This window comes from Erythrobacter sp. S158, from assembly GCF_057364915.1.
In genome coordinates this window covers 952034-974495 of record NZ_CP200279.1, presented here as the reverse complement: position 1 = coordinate 974495, position 22462 = coordinate 952034, and the positions used below count along the sequence as shown (strand labels likewise).

Here is a 22462-nt window from a genome sequence, read left to right as displayed (position 1 = left end):
CTCAGCGGCCAAGATCTAAACCACGCCAGCGACGGCCATCCAGATCGCCACGAAGAACGACGTTCCGCCGAGCGTTCCGAAAGCGTGCCAGATCGGGTAGCGGAATCGCATGATCTTGTTGCGGTAGAACAGCGTACCCACCGTGTAGAACAGGCCCCCGGCAGCGATTGCGGCGGTCGAGTATGCAGGAAGCGCGTTCCAGAAGCTTGGTAAAGCGATCAGCGCCGTCCAGCCGAGAGCCAGATACGAGATCAGCGACCAGCGTGAATTGCCATTGTCGGCCATTAGCTTGAAGGCCACCCCTGCCATCGCTGCCAGCCAAATGACGCCGAGCACGGCATGTGCCATCGTCGACCCCGCAATGATCAGAAGCGGGCTGAAAGTGCCAGCAATGACTACGTAAATTGCGGCATGGTCCAAGCGCCGCAATGCTGGGCGCCATTCGTGGCGCGGGTGAAGATGGTATGCGAAGGAGACCATGATCGAAAGCAGCCCCGCCGCGACATAGATGATCGCGGCACTGGTCAGCCAGATGTCATCGGTCGCGGAACTCTTCTGGATGAGGAACCCGGCTGCAATCGCAAAACCTGCAAGGCTCACCGCATGGATGAGCCCGTCGGCAAGGCGCTCAGGGGCGGTTTTGCTGGGATACATCGAAGACCGGCGCTTGCCTCAGGCCGCCGTCTCGCGCTTCTTCGCCGCGCTTTCGATCGCCTTCTTGATGTCCTGCACAAAGCGCGAATTGCGCACACCCAACAGGAACAGGTTCTGGATCGCGTTACCCTTCCAACGGCACGGGCGCTTGATCTGGATAAGAAGGACGTAGCGATCCTCTTCGGTCTCGTTCCAGACCTCGTGGTTGAACATGTCGTCGAACACGAAGCTTTCGCCATCGCGCCAGTTGAGGACATGCGTGGTCTCGCCTTCCTCAAGGTGCATGCGGCACTTCTCGGTCTCAGCCGGAGATTTCAGCGCGAGGTGATAGGTAAGCATCCCCTTGGTCATGCCCCAGTGACGCGGAATATGACCGCCTGCTTCGAGCACAGAGAAATTCGCCGTCACCAGCCCCGGCACCTCGTCGAGCAGCTTCGACGTGATCGGAGCGCGCGCGGCGTTGGTTTCCATCGTGTAGCCATAGCCCTTGAGGAAGAACGCGCGCCAGCGCTTGTCCTTGCCAATCCTGCCATGATCGAACGAAATCTCGCCAAGTGAGGGAATGTCCTGTGCTCGGATGCGCACGGCTTCGTCGCGGATATCCGTCCAGCGCGCCTCTAGCTTTTCCATCCAGGGAAAGTGCTTCTTGTCCTGGATCGCGGCGTCGGGAATCTTGGAGTTTTCCATGATGATCGCGTCGATCTTCGGGCGCAGTTCCTTGCCGATCTGGAACAGCGACTTGCCCACGAACGGGATTTTCCATCCGCGCGCGTTGAGGGTGTCTTGCCAGGCCAAGGGTGTTCTCCAAAAGGTGTTTCAAACGGGGGCAGCGCGGCCTTTAGGCGATCAGTTCGATTGGTGAAAGGGGCACAATTTGCCATTGCCCACAAGGAGGATGGGAGGAGCTTGCGCAACGCACTTGAAAAGCAGGACCCACTCCGTACGGTGGCGCTAGAGAAGATTTGGGGACGGGGTCGCACCTTTATGATTTCGAGAATTTTGCTTACAGGCGCTGCCTGTGTTGCCTTGGCTGCGTGTGGCGGAGGTGGCAGCGGGCCTCCCCCAAGCTCGGGACCAAGCCCGACCCCGACACCCACACCCACGCCCTCCCCGACACCCACCGGATCGACTGCGCGTGTGCTAGGCCTCGCCTCAGGCCCGTCGTTCTGGCGCTTCTTTGACGATAGCGATTTCGATGACGAATCCGAGTTCGTCGCAGGTGGATACGGCAACCGCGAAGGTGAGTACTTTCCAAACTTCTCGGGACGTGACGGTTTGCCCAGTAGGGTTTCGGGCCAACGAGAAGGAGATCTTTCCGACCTCGGCAAGGCTCCGCTCTTCATTGACGCGCAATCGAGTCTTCGAACGGTACTGAGAGCGCCGGGTGATGCGACTGTTGTGTCACCACTCACCTCGCTTCTACCGAATGGGCCAGACCAGGATAAGCTCAAGCGTCAGTTGGGCGTGACAGAAAACGTTTTCCGCCTGCAAACGCTCGACCCTGATATCCGCACATTCGACCCGCTCAAGGAGGCACTGAGCGATGACGCGGAAGTGGCCGCCGATGCGGAGCGCCTGCTTGCGGCAAATGCACGGGCGCTTGGGTTGCTATCGCTGCAGATATCTCCGTTCGTTCGCAGTGTGTTTCCCGAGGATACTAATTCGCTATCTGCGTCGCTAGATGCGGCGCCAGACGCGTTCTTGTTCAATGACAACGCGGCGATGAGCGCACTTGTCGCGCGGTTGCCGCTATATTCTGACCTTCAAAGTGACGTGCAAAGCGCAATCGCTCACTTGATCAATGCATATGCAGCCACGGTACCCCTTCGGATTGAAACACCTGAACAGGCTGCTCAATTCCAGATGGCGGTGGTCGGTTTTCTCGTTCCGCGAATCTCGGAATTGGAGCAGACCAATTCAAGCGAGATTGCCGCCGAAGTCCTGGCTCTCAACACGGAAGATATCAGGGATGCGATCGCAAGATTTGCAGAGCTTATCCCGATAACCGAGACAGGATTTTTCTTTCCAAGCCCCGATTACTACGAAACGGAGGCCGGCATCGGACTAACCTTGGTCGATGACGGTGTCGATGAGGACCACCCCATCGAAAACGACTTCACCGCCGTCGATGATGGGTTTTTGATCCCGGACGGAATAACGGTCTCGCAGGTCGCGGTGCCCAGCAGCAACGTGTCCGAGGTTTCCGCATCCCTTGGCGAGAATAACCTCATCACGATCATGCCAGCCTCCGGTTTCACCGGTCTGACTTACGTAGATTACACTGTCACTGACGGGAACGGCGAGACGCAAACGGCACGAATTTTCGTGCGCGTAAAGTAGCAAGCCTCAGGTCGCGCCTACGTCGAGGAAGCCGGGCTTGGGCCCGTTCCATTCGCCTGCAGGGACCGGATCGTCGCTCTCATCGTCGCGGCGTCGGGAGCGGCTTTTGCGTGCAGGCTTGTCCTCGGCGCTTTCGCGGCGCGGTTTACGAGGCGCATCGCCTTCATCGTCGCGCTTGCGACTGCGAGAGCGGCTCTTCTTCTCGGCGGGCTTTTCGTCCTTCGCCTCGTCATCACCGCTGGTGTTCTTGGCTGAACCATCCGCCAGTTCGACGCGCACGTCTTCCTTGCCGAAGACCTTGATCTTCGCACCAGTCAGCTTCTCGACATTGGCGATGGCTTCGGCGTCTTCATCGGCAACCAATGTGAAAGCGCGCCCCTTCGCCCCTGCGCGGCCCGTCCGGCCGATGCGGTGCACGTAGTCGTCCGGGTGCCACGGTGTGTCGAAGTTGAAGACGTGGGACACGCCCTTGATGTCGAGCCCGCGCGCCGCAACGTCTGACGCGACGAGGATGTTGACGTCGCCCGACTTGAACCGGTCGAGTTCTTTCAGACGGGAACTCTGGTCCATATCGCCATGGATCTCACCGCTGGCGAAACCCTGGCGTTGAAGGTGTTTGTTGAGCTCTCGCACAGTAGTCTTGCGATTGGCGAAGATGATCGCCGTTTCAACCTGGTCGTTAGCCAACAGCCATTCGAGCGTATCGCGTTTCTGGCGGGCCTTGACCGGAACCTTGAACGCAGTGATGTCCTTATTCGTGGTCGCTGCGCGCGTCGTCTCGATCCGCTTGGGATTGCTGAGAAATTTCTTTGCGAGCTTCTCGATCGGCGCAGGCATGGTGGCCGAGAAAAGCATCGTTTGCCGCGTTTCAGGCAGCTTGTCGCAGATGAACTCGATATCGGGGATAAAGCCCATGTCGAGCATCCGGTCGGCCTCGTCGATGACGAGCAATTCACAACCGTTGAGCAGGATCTTGCCACGCTCGAACAGGTCCATCAGACGGCCCGGCGTTGCGATCAGGACATCGACGCCCTCGTCTAGCGTCTTCAGCTGGTCGCCCATCTGAACGCCGCCGATCAGCAGCGCCATCTTGAGATCGTGGTTCGCGCCGTACTTCTCGAAGTTCTCGGCAACCTGCGCAGCAAGCTCGCGCGTTGGCTCAAGGATGAGCGAGCGCGGCATCAGCGCCCGCCTGCGGCCAGCGGCCATCACGTCGATCATGGGAAGCACGAAGCTGGCGGTTTTGCCGGTCCCGGTTTGCGCGATGCCGATGAGGTCTTTCATCATCAACACGGCAGGGATGGCTTCGGCCTGGATCGCGGTCGGCTCGGTGTAGCCGGCGTCCTCGACGGCTTTCAGCAATTCGGGAGATAGGCCGAGATCGGCAAAGGTCATGCGGTTCAAAATGTCCGGATAGCGGGCAGCGAGGCTGCCGGATTGGGCGCTGCCTATAAGGTTACCCTCAAGCAGCGCCGCTGCGATTGGCGAAAAAGGCCGCAAAAGTCAAGAATTGGACAGGGTTGGGGAAGCTTGTGCCGCCGGGGCGGCATCAAAGCCGAGCAGCAGTTACTCTTGCACCACCACCAATTGGCGCATTGCCTCGACCTCGCACTTGGCACCGCTGCGCGATTGCAGCTGGTCTCGCTCAACGCAAAGTTGGCCGTCCTCGCTGCGCTCGATGTAGAAACCGGCGTAGAAATCGCGGGCGCGGCACGCGCGCTCAAGATTGACGCTGAAGATACGATTGTCGCGAAGGAACAGGAGCAAGCGATTGCCGGTTCCCGTCTGAACGCCCGAGATACGCGCCATCGGCACGCAGCGCTCGCTATCGCGCTCTTCGTAAGCAAGGCTCATTCCGCGTTGTGGCAAGCGTGCCAGCAAGCTGTTGCGCGGGCTTTCCCGGCGCGGCGTAATGCGGATCGTGACCCGGCGGTCAATCCTGACCTGACGTGCGACCTGCCCACCATAAAACGCATCGAGCGGCGTCGCGGCGGTATTCGCGGGCGAGTAAGGTGCCTCGGGTCGCTCTTCAAAATCGGGAGCGGTGGATTGCGTCTTGGCAGCCTCTTCCCCGTTATTCACCCCGCTTTCAGCCTGCAAAAACCCCTGCCCCAAAACGGGCAAGATCAGCGCAAACGGCGCTGCAAGGGCGAGCAAGCTCGGCATGGGTTTCTCGGGGGTTCCTCCAGTATTCGAAGGCCGTTTGCTTTTAGTCCTGGCCTCTGACGCGATCCGAAATGCGCACTAGCATGAGCGATTGAACGCTGGCTTAACTAAGCGGACTGCTCGGGGCAAAGCACTAGTACAATCGCGGCGGAGTGTGGCATAGCAGCCACAATGACGACACTGACTCGAACCAAAGACACGTTCCTTGCCGAAGCAGCGGAATTGCTCGGACCCAAGGGGTTCACTCAGCTCGCCGAGGATATCGAGCCGTGGGAAACCGACTGGCGCGGGCGCTACACCGGAAGCGCGCTGGCTCTCGCCTCGCCCGCATCGACCGAGGAAGTCTCGGCACTGGTGAAGCTGTGCGCCAAGCACGGCGTCCCGATTGTGCCGCAAGGCGGGAACAGCGGCATGGCCGGCGGTGCGACGCCGGACGAAACCGGTGCATCGATCCTCTTGTCGCTGCGGCGCATGAACGCGATCCGCTCGATCGATTCGGGCGCAGGTCATGCCGTGTGCGATGCGGGCGTGATCCTGCAGACCTTTCACGAAGCGGCGGAGGCTGAGGGCTTGAGGTTCCCACTTACGCTCGGCGGCAAGGGTTCAGCAACGATTGGCGGCCTGATCTCTACCAATGCAGGTGGCACTCAGGTGCTGCGTCACGGCACGATGCGCGCACAGGTTCTGGGGATCGAGGCGGTGCTGGCCGATGGCAGCATTTTCGATGCGCTCACCGTGCTCAAGAAGGACAATCGCGGTTTCGACCTCAAGCAATTGCTGATCGGGTCGGAGGGCACACTCGGCATCGTCACCGGCGCAACGCTTCGATTGCTCCCCGCCCCGCAGGCCCGCGCAACCGCCTGGGTCGGCCTGTCCTCCATCACCGATGCGCGCGCGCTCTTGAGGCGTGTCGACCGCGCGCTCGGCGATACGCTGGAGGGGTTCGAGGTCGTCCCAGCGCACTGCCTCGACAGCGTGCTCGCGCATTTGCCCGACGCGCGATCACCGCTTGGGCAGCGTCACGCTTGGAACGCGCTCGTCGAATGCGTGGCGCTCGATGGAGACGATGCTGAGCTTCGAGAGAGGTTGGAAGAGGCGCTTGCCGATGCTGCCGAAGCCGAGCTGTTGGCCGATGCTGTGATCGCGTCGAACGAGCGGCAGGCAGAGGATTTCTGGACCTTGCGCGATTCGATCTCGGCAGCAGAGCGGGCGCTTGGCCCTGCGATGCAGCACGATATCTCGGTTCCCGTTGAACGCATGCCCGAATTCATCCTCGCCGCCTCACCTGCGATCGAGGAAGCGCATCCGGGCACCTCAGCCGTTGCGTTCGGGCATCTGGGCGATGGCAATGTCCACTTCCACGTTCTCGCTCCCAAGGGCGCCGAGCCGGGCGTCTGGGAAGAGACACAAGGGAAGGCTGTCAGCGCGCAAGTGTATGATCTCGTTACCGAATGGGGCGGGTCAATCAGCGCGGAACACGGCATCGGCCAGATGAAGGTCAGCGATCTCGGCAGGCTCGGCGATCCGGTTGCGCTAGCGATGATGCGCAGCGTCAAACAGGCGCTAGATCCACAAAATCTGCTGAATCCGGGTAAACTGGTGCCGCCGCAGGGTAATTGATCCCCCTCGCGCTTGCGCCTGCCCACGCGAACGCCTAAAGCGCCGCAATCGCGGCCTTGTGGGAGGGGCCTCTTTTCCGCTGACAGCCGCGAACAGATTTCCAATAGCTTCTCGGAGAGATTTCCATGGCGACCGCGCCGCAGCCGCAACTTCCGCTGTTTTACAAAGACCTGCTTCCGCTCAACAGCCGCGATCATGGCGACTGGAAAGTCAGCCCGTTCGCAGACGCATCGTTCCTGGCGAACACGCACGCGATCCCGCTGACCGTCGACGAATTCGTTGATGCGCAGCGTCACTTCCCGATCGTGTTCACCGCCGGCGACAACCCGCTGCCGATCGCGCTCATGGGCCTCAATGACGGCGTCAACTGCTACATCGGCGAAGACGGCAAGCTCGAAGCCGGTGTCTACGTACCCGCTTATGTTCGCCGCTACCCGTTCATGCTCGCCAAGCTCAACCGCGACAGCGACGATATGTCGCTGTGCTTCGACCCGCAGGCGGGCGTTGTTGGCGCAAGCGAAGAAGGCCAGGCGCTGTTCCAGCCGGGCGAAGGCGACGAGCCGCGCAAGCCGACCGAATACACCGACGGCGTTCTCGAGTTCTGCCGCCGCTTTGAACAGTCGGGCCAGCGCACCCGCGCATTCCTCGAAGAGCTCAAGAAGCTCGACGTTCTGATGGAAGGCCGCATCGACATCACTCGCAACGACATGCCTGACAAGCCGTTCGTCTACACCGGCTTCCAGATGGTCAACGAAGAGAAGCTGCGCGAGCTCGACAAGGACGTGCTCGACGGTCTGAACAAGAACGGCATGCTGATGCTGATGCACGCGCACCTGTTCTCGATGAACCTGATGCGCATGCTGTTCGAACGCCAGAGCGCACAGGGCAAGGTTCCCATGCCTGAAGGCGGTACGCCTGCCGTTCCTGCCGGCGGCACGATGTAAGATATGCCGAAGCGAGGACGCTCCAAAAGCGTCCCTCGTTTTTCGCCAAAAGCGATCTTTTTCTGGGGGCTCCGTGTCTTGAACACGGGGCCCTCAGTTCTTATTTGCAACCTACGGACGGCACCCCCCTCATGAGCCGTCCGGGACGCGCCCTTTTGGGCGTTTTCCTCCCTGAACCTGGCCGCCTCGTGTTACCCCCCCTTAAAAACGCGAGGCGGTCTTTTTCTTCAGTTTTTCAATAATTTGCAAGGCGGACTTACTCAGCCGCCTGAGCTGTCTGCCCGCCTGCCCCCAACCCGGCAGTTTCGGCGCCCAGTTCGCGCACCAGGCCCGCAATCATGTTGGCGAGCGGTTTGACCGCAGCCGTAGTGTGCGAAAGCGTCGCATCGAGATAGGTCGAACGGCACAGTTCAATCTGAATGCCATGGATACCGCGCGCGGGGGCCGCGTGACGATCAAGCACGTAACCACCTGAATAAGGGCGATTATGCGCCGCTGCGCAGCCGTGGCGATCAAGGTAACTGAGCGCGCGAGCAGCAAGGGTGTTGTGGCAGGAAGCTCCAAACCGATCACCAATCACGATCTGCGGCGCGCGCTCTTCCCCACTGGGTCGGCGCAGCGGAGGCATCGAGTGCAGATCGATTAGCAGAGCAGCCCCCCAGACGTCGCGGATGCGCTCAAGCTCCTTGGCTAGAAATTCGTGATAGGGGCGATGAATGCGGTCGATGCGCCGCGCGAGCTCCTGGGCGGAAAGACGCTCGCGCCAGATCTCGCCAAAACCGGGCAGGCGGCGCGGCACCAGCCCCAGACCGCTCCGAGCGCGAGAATTGGGCATCGCGCGACCGCGCCGATGCGAACGCGAAGGAGAACGGATCTCCTCAGGCGCTCCGACAATCATTTCCCAGTCGATATCGTCTGCCGAGCGGTTGAGGTCCAACATTGCCCGCGGCGCCTGCGCGACCAGAAGCCCGGTTCCTGTCGCCTTCGCAATCTCAACTCCGACAGCATCGACATGACGATCTTCGAGCCGCAGCTGGCTCAGCCCCGCATCGCGCATCGTCGCGAGCACATTGCCGGGATAGACGCGCCCTGCATGCGGAACGGCGATCAGGACCGGCAGCGGCATCGCGCGTGGACTGACGTGAACGTAAGCTGCGTTAGTCACGTCCTTTTCCGCTGGATTGTGAGCGTCATGGCCCTCGGCCATAGGCGCAATCGCGCCGCCGCTTGACGTGGTGCTTTGACCACTTTTGCCAGCAGGAACAGGGCGCAACGGGGACTTTCGGGAAAACCGGTTCATTGAGGTCTTTTGCTGCCCAATTTGAACATCTGAGTCAAAGCCTCGTTTGCCCCCCTACTCGCGACCACTGCGATGTGCCGGTCACGTTAAGCTTGTGTGGTAACCCGATTAGGTTGCCCGTCTCAAATGAGGGCACGCGGCAATCATGCCAAGGACTTCTTAAGCGAAATGCGGTAAAGGGCTTCGCCATGACCACAAATCTTGCTCCGCGAATCCTTCTTGCCGAAGACGAAGACGCAATGCGCACATACCTGGAGCGTGCGCTCACCAAGGCCGGTTATGAAGTCACCAGCGTCGATCGCGGCACCGAAGCACTGCCCCTTCTTGAGGAAGGCGAATTCGACCTGCTTCTTTCGGACATTGTCATGCCCGAAATGGATGGAATTGAACTCGCGCAGCGTTGCGCGGAAGTTAGCCCGCGCACCAAGGTCATGTTCATCACGGGCTTTGCCGCCGTCTCGCTTCGCGCCAGCCGTGAGCAGCCACATGCCAAGGTTTTGTCAAAGCCGTTTCACCTGCGCGACCTCGTGCTTGAGGTGGAGCGCGTCTTCGAAGAGCAGGCGCAAGCCCAGGTCTGACATAAAATCGTATCAGCGCTGCGCGAATCGCTTGCACTGGCGACGCGCTCTCGCTAATGCGCCGCTTCCCGCAACGGGCTTCGGCCGATTTCGGGATATGATGATAGTGTGGGCGTATAGCTCAGTGGTAGAGCACTGTGTTGACATCGCAGGGGTCGGAAGTTCAACTCTTCCTACGCCCACCATCTTCTCCCCTTCGATCCGCTGAAACCACGGAAGCGCCAAGTTTCTTGGCACTTTTCGCGCTCTCGTGAATTGGCAAGAGCATGAGCAACATACTTCTATTCGGATCGACCGGCGACACTGGCAAACCCCTTCTCGAACAAGCATTGGACGCAGGCCATTCGGTACGTGGCGCTGAACGCGATTGGCCGGGAAATTTCATCGAGCACGAACGCTTCGAGAAATGCGAAGCCGACCTGCTCGATGGCGACCTTGCGCATCTGATGGACGGCATCGATGTCGTCATCTCGGCTGTTGGTCTGGGCCGCGATCCGCAGACGTTGATCAACCCTCCCCCCTTTACACCGAAGGCGCGGTCAACATGGTTGAGGCCATGCGCAAGACCGGCAAGAAGCGCCTTGTCGTCATCTCCGCAGCCTTTGCCGATCCGAAAGCCACCGTACCGCTCTGGTTCAAGGGCGCGACGGCTGCGCTTGATCGCATCTTTCGCCAGATGGGAGAGATGGAGCGAGTATTGCACGTGTGCGAAGATATCGACTGGACGGCAGTGCGTCCCGGTTGGTTGCTCAACCGCAAGCTTACCGGCGATTATGAGGTTTCGTTGGACGACATGCCCCGGGGCACACTGCGCACTCGGCGCCCCGACCTTGCGCAATTCATGCTCGAATGCGCGCTTGAGGACAAACACGTCCGTGAGCGTCCCTTCATCGCGCGCAAGGAAGACGTGAAGCTAGAGACACCGCCAGCCCTCATCGAGGAACTCTGGCCGTTCTGAGCCGGCGCGCCGTTGATGCGCGCCGCCCAACTCCCGTTTCCGCTTTTGCATGTCGGTTGCAACAAGTCGGGTCGCATTAGACCTTCGACACCTTGCGCCCTGCGCAGCCTCTGCTAGAGCGCTCGCAAGGGATCACATCAGACATCCTAACGCTCACAGACATTCCACAAGGATGAGGCGCTAGCCATGCAGAAAATTCAGGTCAAAAACCCGGTTGTCGAACTCGACGGCGACGAGATGACGAAGATCATCTGGCAGTGGATCCGCGAAAGGCTGATCCTGCCCTATCTCGACGTTGACCTGAAGTATTACGACCTCTCGGTCGAAAAGCGCGACGAAACCGACGACCAGATCACCATCGATGCAGCCAACGCGATCAAGGAGTACGGCGTTGGCGTGAAATGCGCGACGATCACCCCTGACGAAGCGCGCGTCGAGGAGTTTGACCTCAAGAAAATGTGGAAGTCGCCCAACGGCACCATCCGCAACATCCTTGGCGGCGTGGTGTTCCGTGAACCGATCGTCATCGACAACGTCCCGCGCCTCGTACCGGGCTGGACTCACCCGATCGTTGTCGGCCGCCACGCATTTGGCGACCAGTATCGCGCCACCGACACGCTGATCCCGGGACCGGGCAAGCTGCGCATGGTCTACCATGGTGATGACGGAACCGAGATCGACCTCAACGTTTTCGACTTCCCGAGCGCCGGCATTGCCATGTCGATGTATAACCTCGACGATTCGATCCGCGACTTCGCTCGCGCTTCGATGAATTACGGCCTCGACCGCAAATGGCCGGTCTACCTGTCGACCAAGAACACGATCATGAAAGCCTATGATGGCCGCTTCAAGGATCTGTTCCAGGAAGTGTTCGACGCCGAATTCGCCGACAAGTTCAAGGAAGCCGGCATCACCTACGAGCACCGCCTGATCGACGACATGGTCGCTTCGGCGCTCAAGTGGTCGGGCAAGTTCGTCTGGGCCTGTAAGAACTATGACGGCGACGTTCAGTCCGACACCGTTGCGCAAGGGTTCGGCTCGCTCGGCCTGATGACTTCGGTCCTGATGACACCCGATGGCAAGACCGTTGAGGCAGAAGCCGCGCACGGCACCGTCACCCGCCACTATCGCCAGCACCAGCAGGGGAAGGCGACTTCGACCAACCCGATCGCCTCGATCTTCGCGTGGACCCGCGGCCTCATGTATCGCGGCAAGTTCGACGACACTCCCGATGTGGTTCGCTTTGCCGAAACGCTTGAGCGCGTCTGCATCGAAACGGTCGAGAACGGCCAGATGACCAAGGACCTCGCTCTGCTCATCGGTCCGAGCCAGAACTGGCTCACTACCGAGCAGTTCTTCGAGGCAATCGTGCAGAACCTCGAAAAGGAAATGCAGAGCTGGGCCTGATCCGCTTTCTAAGGCGGAACAACGCCCGCACTACGGCGTAGCATCAGGGCGGCCTCTCTTTTGGAGCAGGCCGCCCTTTGTGCATTTGGAGACAAGCCTAAATGACCCAGACCCGCAGCAAGGCCCGGCTTGAAGTCCGGCAGGCCAAGCTCAAGGACGTGCGCGCCATCGGCGATCTTGTGCGCCGCGCCTATGATGACCTGCCCGCTTACACGCAGGGTGAGATCCGCGGGCAGATCAACAACTACGCTGAGGGATGTTTCGTCGCGAAGCTCGATGGCAAGATCGTCGGCTACTGCGCTTCGATGCGGCTCGACGAGAAGGTCGCACTCTCTGATCACACCTGGGACGAGGTGACCGGCAACGGCTTTGGCTCTCGCCACGATCCGACTGGCGACTGGCTCTATGGCTATGAATTGTGCGTCGATCCCAATGTGCGTGGAAGCCGTCTCGGGCGAAGGCTTTACGAAGAACGGCGCGCGCTTGCCGAGCGGCTTGACCTCACCGGCATTGTCTTTGGCGGACGCATGCCGGGCTATGCACGGGCCAAGCGTCGCAAGAACAACCGGGCCGAGAACCCGCAGGAATATCTCGACCTGATCCTCGAGGGTAAGGTCCACGATCCGGTCCTGCGCTTCCAGCTTGCCAACGGGTTCGAGCCTGCGGGCATCCTCCCCAAGTATCTGCCCGAAGACAAGGCGAGCCGCGGCAATGCGGTGCGCATGGTCTGGCGCAACCCCTATGTCGATGCCGATGCGCCAAAGAAGCACCGTCTGCCGCGCGATGTCGAGGGCGTTCGCATTGCCACCTGTCAGCTACAGGCGCGCGCGGTCGCGGACTTCGACGAATTCATGAAGCAGGTCGAATATTTCGTCGATGTCGCTGCCGACTATGAAAGCGACTTCATCGTTTTTCCCGAGCTCTTCACGCTGATGCTGCTGAGCGCAGAGGAGGACGAACTCAGCCCATTGGAAGCGATCGAGTGCCTGTCCGAATACACGCCGAGAATCCGCACCAAGCTTTCGGAAATGGCGCTCGCCTACAACATCAACATCATCGGCGGCTCGCACCCCACCCGCATGCCCGATGGCGACATCCACAACGTCGCCTATGTCTGCCTTCGCGACGGGTCGATCTACGCGCAGGAGAAGATTCACCCCACGCCTAACGAGGCGTACTGGTGGAACATCAAGGGCGGTGACAGCATCGATGCCATTCCGACCGATTGCGGCCCTATCGGCGTCCTCATCTGTTACGACAGCGAGTTTCCAGAGCTTGCCCGCCGCCTTGTCGATGAAGGCGCGCGGATCATTTTCGTGCCCTTCTGCACCGACAGCCGCCAGGGTTACATGCGGGTGCGCTACTGCGCGCAGGCCCGCGCGATCGAGAACCAGTGCTATGTCGTGATGAGCGGCAATGTCGGCAATCTGCCCAATGTCGCGAACATGGACATCCAGTACGCGCAAAGCTGCATCCTGACCCCGTGCGACTTCCCCTTCGCCCGCGACGGTATCGCAGCTGAGGCATCGGAGAACGTGGAAACGCTAACCATCAGCGACGTCAATCTCTCAGACCTGCAATGGGCCCGCGCAGAGGGCACGGTGCAGAACCTCGCCGATCGCCGCTTCGATCTCTACCGAATCGAGTGGGACAGGCGCGTGGGCAACATTTCCGATCCGCTCGGAGAAAAAGTCGACACGCCTGCTGCTTCTGCGAGCGGGTCAAGAGGGCACGGTGGCGGATGACAGCACCTTTTGACACAGGTAAGTCCTAGCCATGGCAGGCGAACTTACCATGTCCCCGGTGATGCAGGATGCGCTGGTGATCCTCGGATCGGCAGGCATCGTCATCCCCGTTTTCGCTCGCTTTCGGATCACGCCGATCATCGGGTTCATCCTGATCGGCATCCTGGTTGGCCCATATGGGCTCGGGTCGCTGGTCGATCAGTTTGAGTGGCTGCGATATGTCACGATATCGGACCCTGACCGATTAACACCCTTCGCCGACTTCGGCATAATCCTGCTGCTGTTTGCGATCGGGCTTGAGCTGTCGTTCAATCGCCTGTGGCAATTGCGAAGGCTCGTCTTCGGGCTCGGCAGCCTCGAACTGCTAATCATCGGCAGCATCTCGGCTGGTTTCTTCGGCTATGCGAGCGGCATGGCGACCGAGGCCGCACTCGCGCTTGGTTTTGCCCTCGCTTTTTCTTCGACCGCCATCGTGTTGCCGATTTCCGGGACCAAGAGCCCGGTCGGACGCGCAGCCCTGTCGATGTTGCTGTTCGAGGACATCATGATCGTCCCGATCATCTTCATCCTCGGCGCGCTCGCTCCGACCGCATCGGGCGACAGCGTGAGCGACCTCACGAACACCCTGATCCAGGGCGGTATCGTGATCCTCGTCCTCCTCGTCGCGGGGCGTTTCGCCCTGCCAAGCCTGTTCAGCCAGGCGGCGCGAACAAAGAGCCCGGAGCTGTTTCTCGCCGCATCCATGCTGGTCGTGATCGGCGCGAGCCTAGCGACCGCCGCCACCGGCCTTTCACCCATCGTCGGTGCGCTCATTGCAGGCCTTCTGATCGCGGAGACCGAGTACCACGGCGAAGTCGAAAGCATCATGGAGCCATTCAAGGGCCTAGCACTCGGCGTGTTCCTCATCACCATCGGCATGAGCATCGACCTGCGCGTGATCTGGGCCGATCTTGGCACCATCATGGGAGCGGTCGTCGGTGTGCTGGTGTTCAAGGCGGTCGTAACCGGTGCCCTGCTGCGCATGATGGGCGCGCGGCGCTCTACGGCGGCAGAGACTGGCGTGCTGATGGCGAGCCCATCGGAAACCACCCTGATCGTGCTCGCAGCAGCGACGAGCGCGCTTGTTGTCGACACCGAAACCGCACAGTTCTGGCAGATCGTTACGGCAATCGGTCTCACGATCACACCGCTTCTTGCCAAGCTCGGTAGAGCTATCGCTCGCCGGGTCGAGGCCGTTCCAGACCTACCCGACGATGACGACGGCGAACCGCGCACCATCATCGTTGGCGCAGGACGTGTAGGAAGGCTGATTGCCGATATGATGACAGCGCATGACCAACCCCATGTGCTGATCGATTCCGATCCCGACGTAGTCGATGCGGCCAAGCGCAAGGGTTATCGCGTCATGTTCGGTGACGCGGCCCGCGGCGATGTGCTTGCGCGGGTCGGTATCGCGGAGGCACCAGCGCTTGTGTTCACCATGGACGAGCCGGTGCTGGCACAACGCCTCGTAGCCAGGCTGCGTGCCGACCATTCCGAGTTGCTCATCGTCGTGCGCGCCCGCGATACCGACCATGCAGCGCAGCTTTACCGAGCAGGCGCTAGCCACGCCGTGCCCGAAAATCTCGAAAGCTCGTTGCAGCTCTCAGAAGCTGTTCTGGTCGATATCGGCGTCGCCATGGGCCCGGTGATCGCCTCGATCCATGAAAAGCGTGACGAGTTTCGAGAACAGCTGGAGGTCGACGGAGGGCTCAAGTCCCCTCCGAAACTGAGGACGTCAACGGTCGAAAATTGAACCAAGTGGGCAGCTTGCGGGTAATCCTTTTAGACAAAGGAGAAACCCATGACCAAGGATGTCGACCCTACCAAGCCCACGCCGAACGACGAAAAGTTCAAGCCGCAAAACGTACAGGACCCGCTGAAAGACCAGGCGCCGACCGATCAGGGTCGCGGCCACCCCGGTGATACCGGCGGCAACGATGTCGAACAGGGCAGCAGCGGCGTGACGAAGCAGACGCCCGCCGCGTAACGCTTACGCGCTTTCAAGCACGGATTTGACCGAAGCGATGGCCTCGGCGGCTTTTGAGCCGTCGGGGCCGCCGCCTTGTGCCATGTCGGGGCGGCCACCCCCACCCTTGCCACCAAGCGCCTCGACACCTGCGCGAACAAGATCAACCGCGCTGAACTTGTCGGTGAGGTCATCGGTCACGGCAGCAGCAATGCTCGCCTTGCCATCATTGACGGCAACGATTGCGGCAACGCCCGTGCCAAGCCGCGCTTTCGCTTCATCAAGCAGCGGGCGAAGCTCTTTGGGGTTAAGCCCTTCGAGGACCTGTCCGCTGAACGCGACCCCGGCAACCTGCTCATCAGCCGAAGTCGCCGGGCCGCCGCCTGAACCGCCGCCGCCAAGCGCGAGGGCTCTCTTGGCTTCTGCCAGTTCCTTCTCAAGCCGCTTGCGCTCATCGAGAAGTGCGGCAACGCGCGCCGGGACTTCCTCCGGTGTTGCGCGGATTGCGCCGGCAGCGGATTTGAGCGCCTCTTCGCGCGCGACGAGCCAGTTGCGCGCAGCATCGCCAGTCAACGCCTCGATCCGGCGAACGCCCGAAGATACGGCACCTTCGGAGACTATGCGGAAAAGGCCGATATCGCCTGTCGCGCTGACATGGGTGCCGCCGCACAGCTCGACCGAGTAGTTGCGGCCGCTGCCGCCGGAGCGCCCCATCGAGAGCACGCGGACCTCGTCGCCATATTTCTCACCAAACAAAGCGAGCGCGCCAGCCTCGACCGCGTCGTCAGGGCTCATCAGGCGCGTGCCGACCGGCTCGTTGGCGAGGATCTCGGCGTTCACCTCATCTTCGATCGCAACGATGTCCTCTGCCGAGAGCGGCTTGGGATGGGAAAAGTCGAAGCGCAGCCGCTCCTGCGAAACAAGCGAGCCTTTCTGCGTAACATGATCACCGAGCTGATTTCGTAGAGCTGCATGGACAAGGTGCGTCGCCGAGTGATTGGCGCGGATCTGTGTGCGTCGCTCTGCGTCCACGTCGAGCTGAACGTTGTCGCCGACTTTGACCTCGCCAGCAGTGATCCTGGCCTGATGCGCGTGCAAGCGGCCGAGCGGTTTGCTCGTGTCGGTGACGTCCGCTGCCAATCCGGCAGGCGTGCTAATTGTTCCGGTGTCGCCGGTCTGGCCGCCACTTTCGCCATAAAACGGCGTCTGGTTCGTCAGCACCATGACCTCATCGCCTGCCGACGCGCTGTCGACTTCGGCGCCATCCTTGACGAGAGCGACTACGGTGCCCTCACCCGAAGTGGTCGAATAGCCTGTGAACTCGGTTGCCCCTTCGCGTTCGGCGATGTCGAACCAGATTTCGTCCGATGCGGCTTCGCCCGAGCCTTTCCAGGCTGCGCGGGCGGCAGCCTTCTGTCGCGCCATTGCGTCATCGAAACCGCCGCGATCGACGCTGATGCCGCGGGCGCGTAAAGCGTCTTCGGTCAGATCGTAAGGGAAGCCGTATGTGTCGTAGAGCTTGAAAGCGGTTTCGCCATCGAGTTCGCCACCTTCAGACATCGAGCCGGTGGCTTCGTCGAGGAGCTTGAGGCCCTTATCGAGCGTCTTGCGGAACTGCGTTTCTTCGCGAAGCAGCACTTCCTCGATCAGTGACTGCCCGCGCTGAAGTCCGGGATAAGCCTGGCCCATCTCGGATACGAGTGCAGGTACAAGGCGATGCATGAGGGGCTCGCTCGCGCCGAGCAGGTGCGCATGCCGCATGGCGCGCCGCATGATGCGGCGAAGGACGTAACCGCGGCCTTCGTTAGAGGGCAGCACGCCGTCAGCCATCAGGAAAGATGTCGAACGCAGATGGTCGGCAATCACGCGGTGTGAGGCAGTGTTCTCACCGCTCGCAGGGACTTCAGTCAGGTTTTCCGATGCCGCGATCAGCGCCTTGAACGTATCGGTGTCGTAGTTGTCGTGGACACCCTGCATGACAGCAGCGATGCGTTCGAGGCCCATTCCGGTGTCGATCGACGGGCTCGGCAGATCGCGTCGCGTACCATCGGCCGCCTGGTCGAACTGCATGAAAACGAGGTTCCAGATCTCGATGAAGCGGTCGCCATCCTCGTCCGGACTTCCGGGAGGGCCGCCGGGAATATGATCGCCGTGATCGTAGAAAATCTCGGAGCACGGACCGCATGGACCCGTATCGCCCATCGACCAGAAATTGTCGGCGGTCGCGATGCGGATGATGCGTTCTTCAGGGAGGCCGGAGATCTTGCGCCACAGATCGAAGGCTTCGTCATCCGTGTGATAGATGGTCGCCGTCAGTTTTTCGGGCGCAAGCCCCCATTCCTTGGTCAGCAGGGTCCAGGCGTTGAGGATCGCCTGTTCCTTGAAATAGTCGCCGAACGAGAAGTTGCCGAGCATCTCAAAGAAAGTGTGGTGACGCGCGGTGTACCCAACATTGTCGAGGTCATTGTGCTTGCCACCGGCGCGAACGCATTTCTGCGAGGACGTGGCGCGCGGCCCCGGAGGTGTTTCGAGACCAGTAAAGACGTTCTTGAACGGAACCATGCCCGCATTGACGAACATGAGCGTCGGATCGTTGTGCGGGACAAGCGGCGCGCTTTGCACCTCGACATGATCTTCACTTGCGAAGAAGTCGAGAAAGGAGCGGCGAATATCGTTGGTCGAAGTCATGGATTGGCAGTTAGGCAATGCTTGCGGAAGCGACAAGCGAAAGGAGCGGTTCTTGCCCCATTCGGATCACCCCTGTTGCAGCACCGCCTATCCCAGCAATCGGCCGGTCCCAGCGCGCGGTCTTTGCGCAACGAAAAACCGGCGCGGACCTGTCGCTCCTGAATAAAGGGAGCAAGGTACGCGCCGCTGTTCCGTTTCTCCGGGCGGCGGACCCTGAAAGGCCCGCACTTTGATCCGCCCCTCCCTCGTCAAAAGACGAGGTTTCAGCAGGGCGCCCGCTTGAGGATCAGCTGTCGGTATCCGCGTCCGGGCCCGTCATCATTTCCTCGGCGACCTCGTCGGTTTTACCGCGAATGGCGGCTTCCAACTTGTCGCAAACTTCAGGATTTTCCTTGAGGTAGGTTTTCGCATTCTCGCGGCCCTGGCCGATGCGGACGCTGTCATAGGAATACCAGCTGCCCGACTTCTCGACGATGCCGGCCTTCACGCCGAGATCGAGAATCTCGCCGATCTTGGAGATGCCTTCGCCATACATGATGTCGAATTCGACCTGCTTGAACGGCGGGGCGACCTTGTTCTTGACCACTTTCACGCGGGTCGAGTTGCCGATCACCTCGTCGCGGTCCTTGATCTGGCCGGTGCGGCGAATGTCGAGGCGAACCGAAGCGTAGAACTTGAGCGCGTTACCGCCGGTCGTAGTTTCGGGGTTGCCGTACATGACGCCGATCTTCATCCGCAGCTGGTTGATGAAGATCACCATGCATTTGGAACGATTGATCGACCCGGTCAGCTTGCGCAGAGATTGGGACATCAGGCGCGCTTGCAGGCCGACGTGGGAATCGCCCATCTCGCCTTCGATTTCTGCGCGCGGGACAAGCGCCGCGACCGAGTCGACCACCAGCACGTCAACCGCGTTCGAGCGGACCAGCGTGTCGGTAATTTCGAGTGCCTGCTCGCCCGTGTCGGGCTGCGAGACGACCAGTTCGTCGATGTCGACGCCCAGCTTCTTCGCATAGACCGGATCAAGCGCATGCTCGGCATCGACGAAGGCCGCCGTACCGCCGGCTTTCTGAGCCTCTGCAATGCAGTGCAGTGCGAGCGTCGTCTTACCCGAGCTTTCCGGGCCATAGACTTCGATCACGCGGCCTTTGGGCAGGCCGCCAATGCCAAGAGCAATATCGAGGCCCAGCGACCCGGTCGAAATCGATTCAACCTGCATCGCCTCTTTCGAGCCGAGCTTCATCGCCGAACCCTTGCCGAAAGCGCGATCAATCTGTGCAAGAGCGGCGTCGAGCGCCTTTTGACGGTCCACGTCTTTTTCCTTCTCTACGAGCTTGAGATTGGTAGCCATCGCATGCACTCCTTCGCTTGCCTAGGGCTGATTAGCGAGTTTTAACCAGCCGGTTGGAGATGCCCGTCGAGCGCCCCCTGTTGGAGCGGATGTATACGGTTTGTTCCATAAGAACAAGAGTAGAACAAAACTTTTTTCACACGCCCTGTGAATGAGCAATAAATCAGGCGTCCTGCGCTGCCTTGGCTGCACGCATGACTTCGCCGACCTTGTCGCTGATTGCAGCGACGCTGAAAGGTTTGGGAATGAAGTGCATGTCGGGAATGTCGATATCCTTGCGCAAAGATTCTTCGGCATATCCCGACATGAAGAGCACCGGGATCTTTGGATGCGCTTTGCGGATTTCGCGCACCATGGCGGGCCCGTCCATTCCGGGCATCACGACATCGCTGACAACGAGGTCGAAATCGCCGTCACCTTCGATGGCGGCAAGCCCTTCCTCCCCGCCAGCACAAGGCGTGACCTGATATCCGGCGCGCGACAAGGCGCGTTCGGCGACGGCGCGGACCATGTCCTCGTCTTCGACCAGCAGTATCTTGCCGCCCACCGACCAATCGGAGGACGCCTCGCTCACAGGGGCCACCTGCTTGCGCGGGACCACGCCCTTGTGGACCGGGAAGTAGATCGTGAAGCGCGCTCCCTTGGGCCGCCCGCTCGCATCGGTGGCGTTGTCAGCAAAGATAAAGCCGCCCGATTGCTTGACGATCCCGTAGACGGTCGAAAGGCCGAGCCCTGTGCCCTTGCCCTGTTCCTTGGTGGTGAAGAAGGGTTCGAAAAGCTTGGGCAGGACCTCGGTCGGGATACCGCCGCCATTATCCTCCACGATAAGCACAGTGTAGTCGGCAGGCGGCAGGATTTCGGAGCCGAGCTTAACCACCTGGTTCGATTCCAGGCTGCGCGTGAGGAGCGATATCCGTCCCTGCCGCTTACCGCCCATCGCTCGCCCGTGACCGGTATTGGAATTGATCGCATCGCGCGCATTTACGGCAAGGTTCATGATGACCTGCTCAAGCTGCTGCGGGTCGGCGCGCACCGCACCGAGGTTGCGGTCATGCTGGACGTAATAGTCGATCTTCTCGCCGAGCAGCCGTTTGATCAGCGGGCTCACTTCGCTGACTACGTCAGGCAATTGCAGGATTTCAGGACGCAGGGTCTGCTGGCGCGAAAACGCGAGCAATTGCCGTGTCAGTGAGGCTGCGCGGTTGGAGTTGGCGCGGATTTGCTGGATGTCGTCATAGTCGCTGTCACCCGGCGTGTGGCGCAGCAGCATGAGGTCGCACGTCCCGATAATCGCGGTGAGCACGTTGTTGAAGTCGTGCGCAACACCGCCAGCAAGCTGGCCCACCGCCTGCATCTTGGTCGCCTGTGCAACCTGCCGCTTGAGCTGATTTTCCTCGCTGGAATCGGCAAGGCTTAGGAGCACCGCCGCTTCGCCCAGCCCGCGCACACCGGCAAGTCCCATCGAGACCGGTTCTTCCGGGCTCGAGGTCAGGCGCACGGCCATGTCGCCGCTTGTCGCAGGCCCGCGTCCGTGGCGGCGCACGGCGTCGGACAGTGCACCCTTGTCCTCTCGCACGACAAGGTCGGTCGGAAATGGCGGAAGTCCCCTTCCCTCGCGATCGACCGAGCGCAGGAATGCTTCGTTTCCAAACAGGAACCGTCCGTCGCGGTCTGCCATTGCGAGGCCGAGCGGCAATTGCGAAAGCAGCGCTTCGAGCTGCGCGACGCCCGCTTGCGACGCTCCGTCCCAGCCGGTTCCGATGCCGACGCCGCTGTCGACCAGGAGCATCATTGAAAGCCCTTCGTCCGGGCCCGGAGTGATCCCTGCAAGACCCGGTTCGCTGAGCGGCACGTCGATCAGCGTCTGCGGCGTTCCGCTGCGCCCCTCGCGTGCGAAGAAGATGCGATCGCGTTGGTCGGCGCGCAGCAGTGAAACGAATTCCTGCCCGGCAAGCGTCGCAGCCTCGTCACCCGAAGCGCGCTCGGCAAACCCTGCGCTGACCGAGCGGATAATGCCGTCAGGTCCGGTGATGGCCGCCTCGATCCCTGCGCGGCTCAACATCGCGCCAAAAGGTCCGGAGAGGTCGATCTTGGCGAGCGGATCGCTTGTCGCAGCGATGATCGGAGTAAAGCGCCAGATGAGGTGGTCGTCGCCGCGCCCGGCGCGCGCCGCGCTGACCGACCATTCCCTGCCCCCCTGACTATCAAGCGAAGCAAGGCTTGCATCGCCATCGCGCCACGCTTCGCGCGCGAGTTTGCTCATGGCTTCGAGTTCGGGGCGATCCAGATCAAGCGCCGGCGGGGCGCTTTCAGCGCCAAAAGCGTTGGTGAAAGGCGTGTTCGCGCAGACCAGCCTGTTTGCCCTGTCGGTGATGGCGATGGCTTCCGCCGCGCGATCATCCGATGCGCCGCCACTTGCCTCGATCGCTGCGACGGTTACCGACCAATCGGCTGCGGCGACCTCCGCCTGCGATGGTTCGGCGGTGTAGCGTTCAAAGGCGAAGGCTGCGGCCAGCAGCACGATCAGGCCCGCCGCATAAGCGACACCGACGATCCAGTCCCCGCTTACCAGGAACACCGCGAGCGCGCTCAACAGCAGCCCTGCCCCCACCCCTGTCAAAAGCAGCGATGGCGAGGATTTTGAAGAAGTGTCGGTGCTGGGGGCTTTCACGCTGGGTACGGCTCTTCGTCGATTGTCGGCTG

At 60.9% G+C, this 22462-nt stretch carries 17 protein-coding genes, 1 tRNA gene and 1 pseudogene; 11 read left to right on the top strand and 8 right to left on the bottom strand.

Going from position 1 to position 22462, the window contains the following annotated elements; translation table 11 throughout:
- Positions 1-15: 15 nt before the first annotated feature.
- Complete coding sequence (gene trhA, locus AC0V6T_RS04880) at positions 16-654, bottom strand: PAQR family membrane homeostasis protein TrhA (RefSeq protein ID WP_486124814.1); 639 nt, start codon at positions 652-654, stop codon at positions 16-18.
- Positions 655-672: 18 nt separating this feature from the next.
- A complete protein-coding gene (locus AC0V6T_RS04875) occupies positions 673-1449 on the bottom strand; it encodes an aspartyl/asparaginyl beta-hydroxylase domain-containing protein (protein WP_486124812.1) in 777 nt (258 codons plus the stop codon).
- Positions 1450-1638: 189 nt separating this feature from the next.
- Between AC0V6T_RS04875 and AC0V6T_RS04870 the strand changes: the two genes are divergently transcribed.
- Positions 1639-2994: an Ig-like domain-containing protein gene (locus tag AC0V6T_RS04870; RefSeq protein WP_486124810.1), complete on the top strand. Its 1356-nt coding sequence runs from the start codon at positions 1639-1641 to the stop codon at positions 2992-2994.
- A gap of 6 nt (positions 2995-3000) precedes the next feature.
- Here the strand turns inward: AC0V6T_RS04870 and AC0V6T_RS04865 are convergent, their stop codons facing one another.
- Positions 3001-4389, bottom strand: coding sequence for a DEAD/DEAH box helicase (locus tag AC0V6T_RS04865; RefSeq protein WP_486124808.1), 1389 nt, complete (start codon positions 4387-4389; stop codon positions 3001-3003).
- 171 nt (positions 4390-4560) lie between these two features.
- The gene (locus AC0V6T_RS04860) at positions 4561-5160 is read right to left on the bottom strand and encodes a hypothetical protein (protein WP_486124806.1); all 600 of its coding nucleotides are present in this window, start codon (positions 5158-5160) and stop codon (positions 4561-4563) included.
- A gap of 171 nt (positions 5161-5331) precedes the next feature.
- Between AC0V6T_RS04860 and AC0V6T_RS04855 the strand changes: the two genes are divergently transcribed.
- Both AC0V6T_RS04855 and AC0V6T_RS04850 read left to right on the top strand, forming a co-directional pair.
- Entirely contained in the window at positions 5332-6780 is a 1449-nt protein-coding gene (locus tag AC0V6T_RS04855; RefSeq protein WP_486124804.1) for an FAD-binding oxidoreductase, read from the top strand.
- 125 nt (positions 6781-6905) lie between these two features.
- The gene (locus tag AC0V6T_RS04850) at positions 6906-7724 is read left to right on the top strand and encodes a SapC family protein (RefSeq protein ID WP_007164526.1); all 819 of its coding nucleotides are present in this window, start codon (positions 6906-6908) and stop codon (positions 7722-7724) included.
- A 256-nt stretch (positions 7725-7980) separates the two neighbouring features.
- On the opposite strand, the gene AC0V6T_RS04845 is transcribed toward AC0V6T_RS04850, so the two are convergent.
- Positions 7981-9024 carry an N-formylglutamate amidohydrolase gene (locus AC0V6T_RS04845; protein WP_486124802.1) on the bottom strand — a complete coding sequence of 348 codons (1044 nt, stop codon included), beginning with the start codon at positions 9022-9024 and terminating at the stop codon, positions 7981-7983.
- Positions 9025-9212: 188 nt separating this feature from the next.
- Here AC0V6T_RS04845 and cpdR point away from each other — a divergent pair, with 188 nt between their 5' ends.
- The 8 genes and pseudogenes from cpdR (at position 9213) to AC0V6T_RS04805 (ending at position 15741) form a co-directional block, all read left to right on the top strand.
- Positions 9213-9602 (top strand): cell cycle two-component system response regulator CpdR, encoded by a 390-nt coding sequence (gene cpdR / locus AC0V6T_RS04840; RefSeq protein ID WP_007164528.1) that lies wholly within the window; start codon positions 9213-9215, stop codon positions 9600-9602.
- 110 nt (positions 9603-9712) lie between these two features.
- Positions 9713-9787: transfer RNA gene (locus AC0V6T_RS04835), tRNA-Val, on the top strand.
- Between the two features lie 81 nt (positions 9788-9868).
- Positions 9869-10036: pseudogene (locus AC0V6T_RS04830) on the top strand (hypothetical protein); the annotation flags it as partial.
- A 110-nt stretch (positions 10037-10146) separates the two neighbouring features.
- Positions 10147-10560 carry an NAD(P)H-binding protein gene (locus AC0V6T_RS04825; RefSeq protein ID WP_486124799.1) on the top strand — a complete coding sequence of 138 codons (414 nt, stop codon included), beginning with the start codon at positions 10147-10149 and terminating at the stop codon, positions 10558-10560.
- 186 nt (positions 10561-10746) lie between these two features.
- Positions 10747-11967, top strand: a complete 1221-nt coding sequence (locus AC0V6T_RS04820) for an NADP-dependent isocitrate dehydrogenase (protein ID WP_111992790.1) — start codon at positions 10747-10749, stop codon at positions 11965-11967.
- Between the two features lie 101 nt (positions 11968-12068).
- On the top strand, positions 12069-13712 hold the full coding sequence (locus AC0V6T_RS04815; protein ID WP_486124797.1) for a GNAT family N-acetyltransferase: 1644 nt from the start codon (positions 12069-12071) through the stop codon (positions 13710-13712).
- Between the two features lie 31 nt (positions 13713-13743).
- Positions 13744-15507, top strand: coding sequence for a cation:proton antiporter domain-containing protein (locus AC0V6T_RS04810; protein ID WP_486124795.1), 1764 nt, complete (start codon positions 13744-13746; stop codon positions 15505-15507).
- Between the two features lie 48 nt (positions 15508-15555).
- Positions 15556-15741, top strand: a complete 186-nt coding sequence (locus tag AC0V6T_RS04805; protein WP_007164533.1) for a hypothetical protein — start codon at positions 15556-15558, stop codon at positions 15739-15741.
- A 3-nt stretch (positions 15742-15744) separates the two neighbouring features.
- Here the strand turns inward: AC0V6T_RS04805 and alaS are convergent, their stop codons facing one another.
- From alaS to AC0V6T_RS04790, 3 genes are all read right to left on the bottom strand, one after another.
- On the bottom strand, positions 15745-18408 hold the full coding sequence (alaS, locus tag AC0V6T_RS04800) for an alanine--tRNA ligase (protein WP_486124793.1): 2664 nt from the start codon (positions 18406-18408) through the stop codon (positions 15745-15747).
- 286 nt (positions 18409-18694) lie between these two features.
- Entirely contained in the window at positions 18695-19759 is a 1065-nt protein-coding gene (gene recA / locus AC0V6T_RS04795; RefSeq protein WP_007164535.1) for a recombinase RecA, read from the bottom strand.
- A 163-nt stretch (positions 19760-19922) separates the two neighbouring features.
- Positions 19923-22370, bottom strand: coding sequence for a response regulator (locus AC0V6T_RS04790; RefSeq protein WP_486128495.1), 2448 nt, complete (start codon positions 22368-22370; stop codon positions 19923-19925).
- Between the last annotated feature and the right edge of the window lie 92 nt (positions 22371-22462).

Excerpts from the sequence above, each read along its gene's own strand:
- trhA (WP_486124814.1), bottom strand. The coding sequence starts at position 654 with ATGTATCCCAGCAAAACCGCCCCTGAGCGCCTTGCCGACGGGCTCATC.
- AC0V6T_RS04870 (WP_486124810.1), top strand. The coding sequence starts at position 1,639 with ATGATTTCGAGAATTTTGCTTACAGGCGCTGCCTGTGTTGCCTTGGCT.
- AC0V6T_RS04865 (WP_486124808.1), bottom strand. The coding sequence starts at position 4,389 with ATGACCTTTGCCGATCTCGGCCTATCTCCCGAATTGCTGAAAGCCGTC.
- AC0V6T_RS04860 (WP_486124806.1), bottom strand. The coding sequence starts at position 5,160 with ATGCCGAGCTTGCTCGCCCTTGCAGCGCCGTTTGCGCTGATCTTGCCC.
- AC0V6T_RS04855 (WP_486124804.1), top strand. The coding sequence starts at position 5,332 with ATGACGACACTGACTCGAACCAAAGACACGTTCCTTGCCGAAGCAGCG.
- AC0V6T_RS04850 (WP_007164526.1), top strand. The coding sequence starts at position 6,906 with ATGGCGACCGCGCCGCAGCCGCAACTTCCGCTGTTTTACAAAGACCTG.
- AC0V6T_RS04845 (WP_486124802.1), bottom strand. The coding sequence starts at position 9,024 with ATGAACCGGTTTTCCCGAAAGTCCCCGTTGCGCCCTGTTCCTGCTGGC.
- cpdR (WP_007164528.1), top strand. The coding sequence starts at position 9,213 with ATGACCACAAATCTTGCTCCGCGAATCCTTCTTGCCGAAGACGAAGAC.
- AC0V6T_RS04825 (WP_486124799.1), top strand. The coding sequence starts at position 10,147 with ATGGTTGAGGCCATGCGCAAGACCGGCAAGAAGCGCCTTGTCGTCATC.
- AC0V6T_RS04820 (WP_111992790.1), top strand. The coding sequence starts at position 10,747 with ATGCAGAAAATTCAGGTCAAAAACCCGGTTGTCGAACTCGACGGCGAC.
- AC0V6T_RS04815 (WP_486124797.1), top strand. The coding sequence starts at position 12,069 with ATGACCCAGACCCGCAGCAAGGCCCGGCTTGAAGTCCGGCAGGCCAAG.
- AC0V6T_RS04810 (WP_486124795.1), top strand. The coding sequence starts at position 13,744 with ATGGCAGGCGAACTTACCATGTCCCCGGTGATGCAGGATGCGCTGGTG.
- AC0V6T_RS04805 (WP_007164533.1), top strand. The coding sequence starts at position 15,556 with ATGACCAAGGATGTCGACCCTACCAAGCCCACGCCGAACGACGAAAAG.
- alaS (WP_486124793.1), bottom strand. The coding sequence starts at position 18,408 with ATGACTTCGACCAACGATATTCGCCGCTCCTTTCTCGACTTCTTCGCA.
- recA (WP_007164535.1), bottom strand. The coding sequence starts at position 19,759 with ATGGCTACCAATCTCAAGCTCGTAGAGAAGGAAAAAGACGTGGACCGT.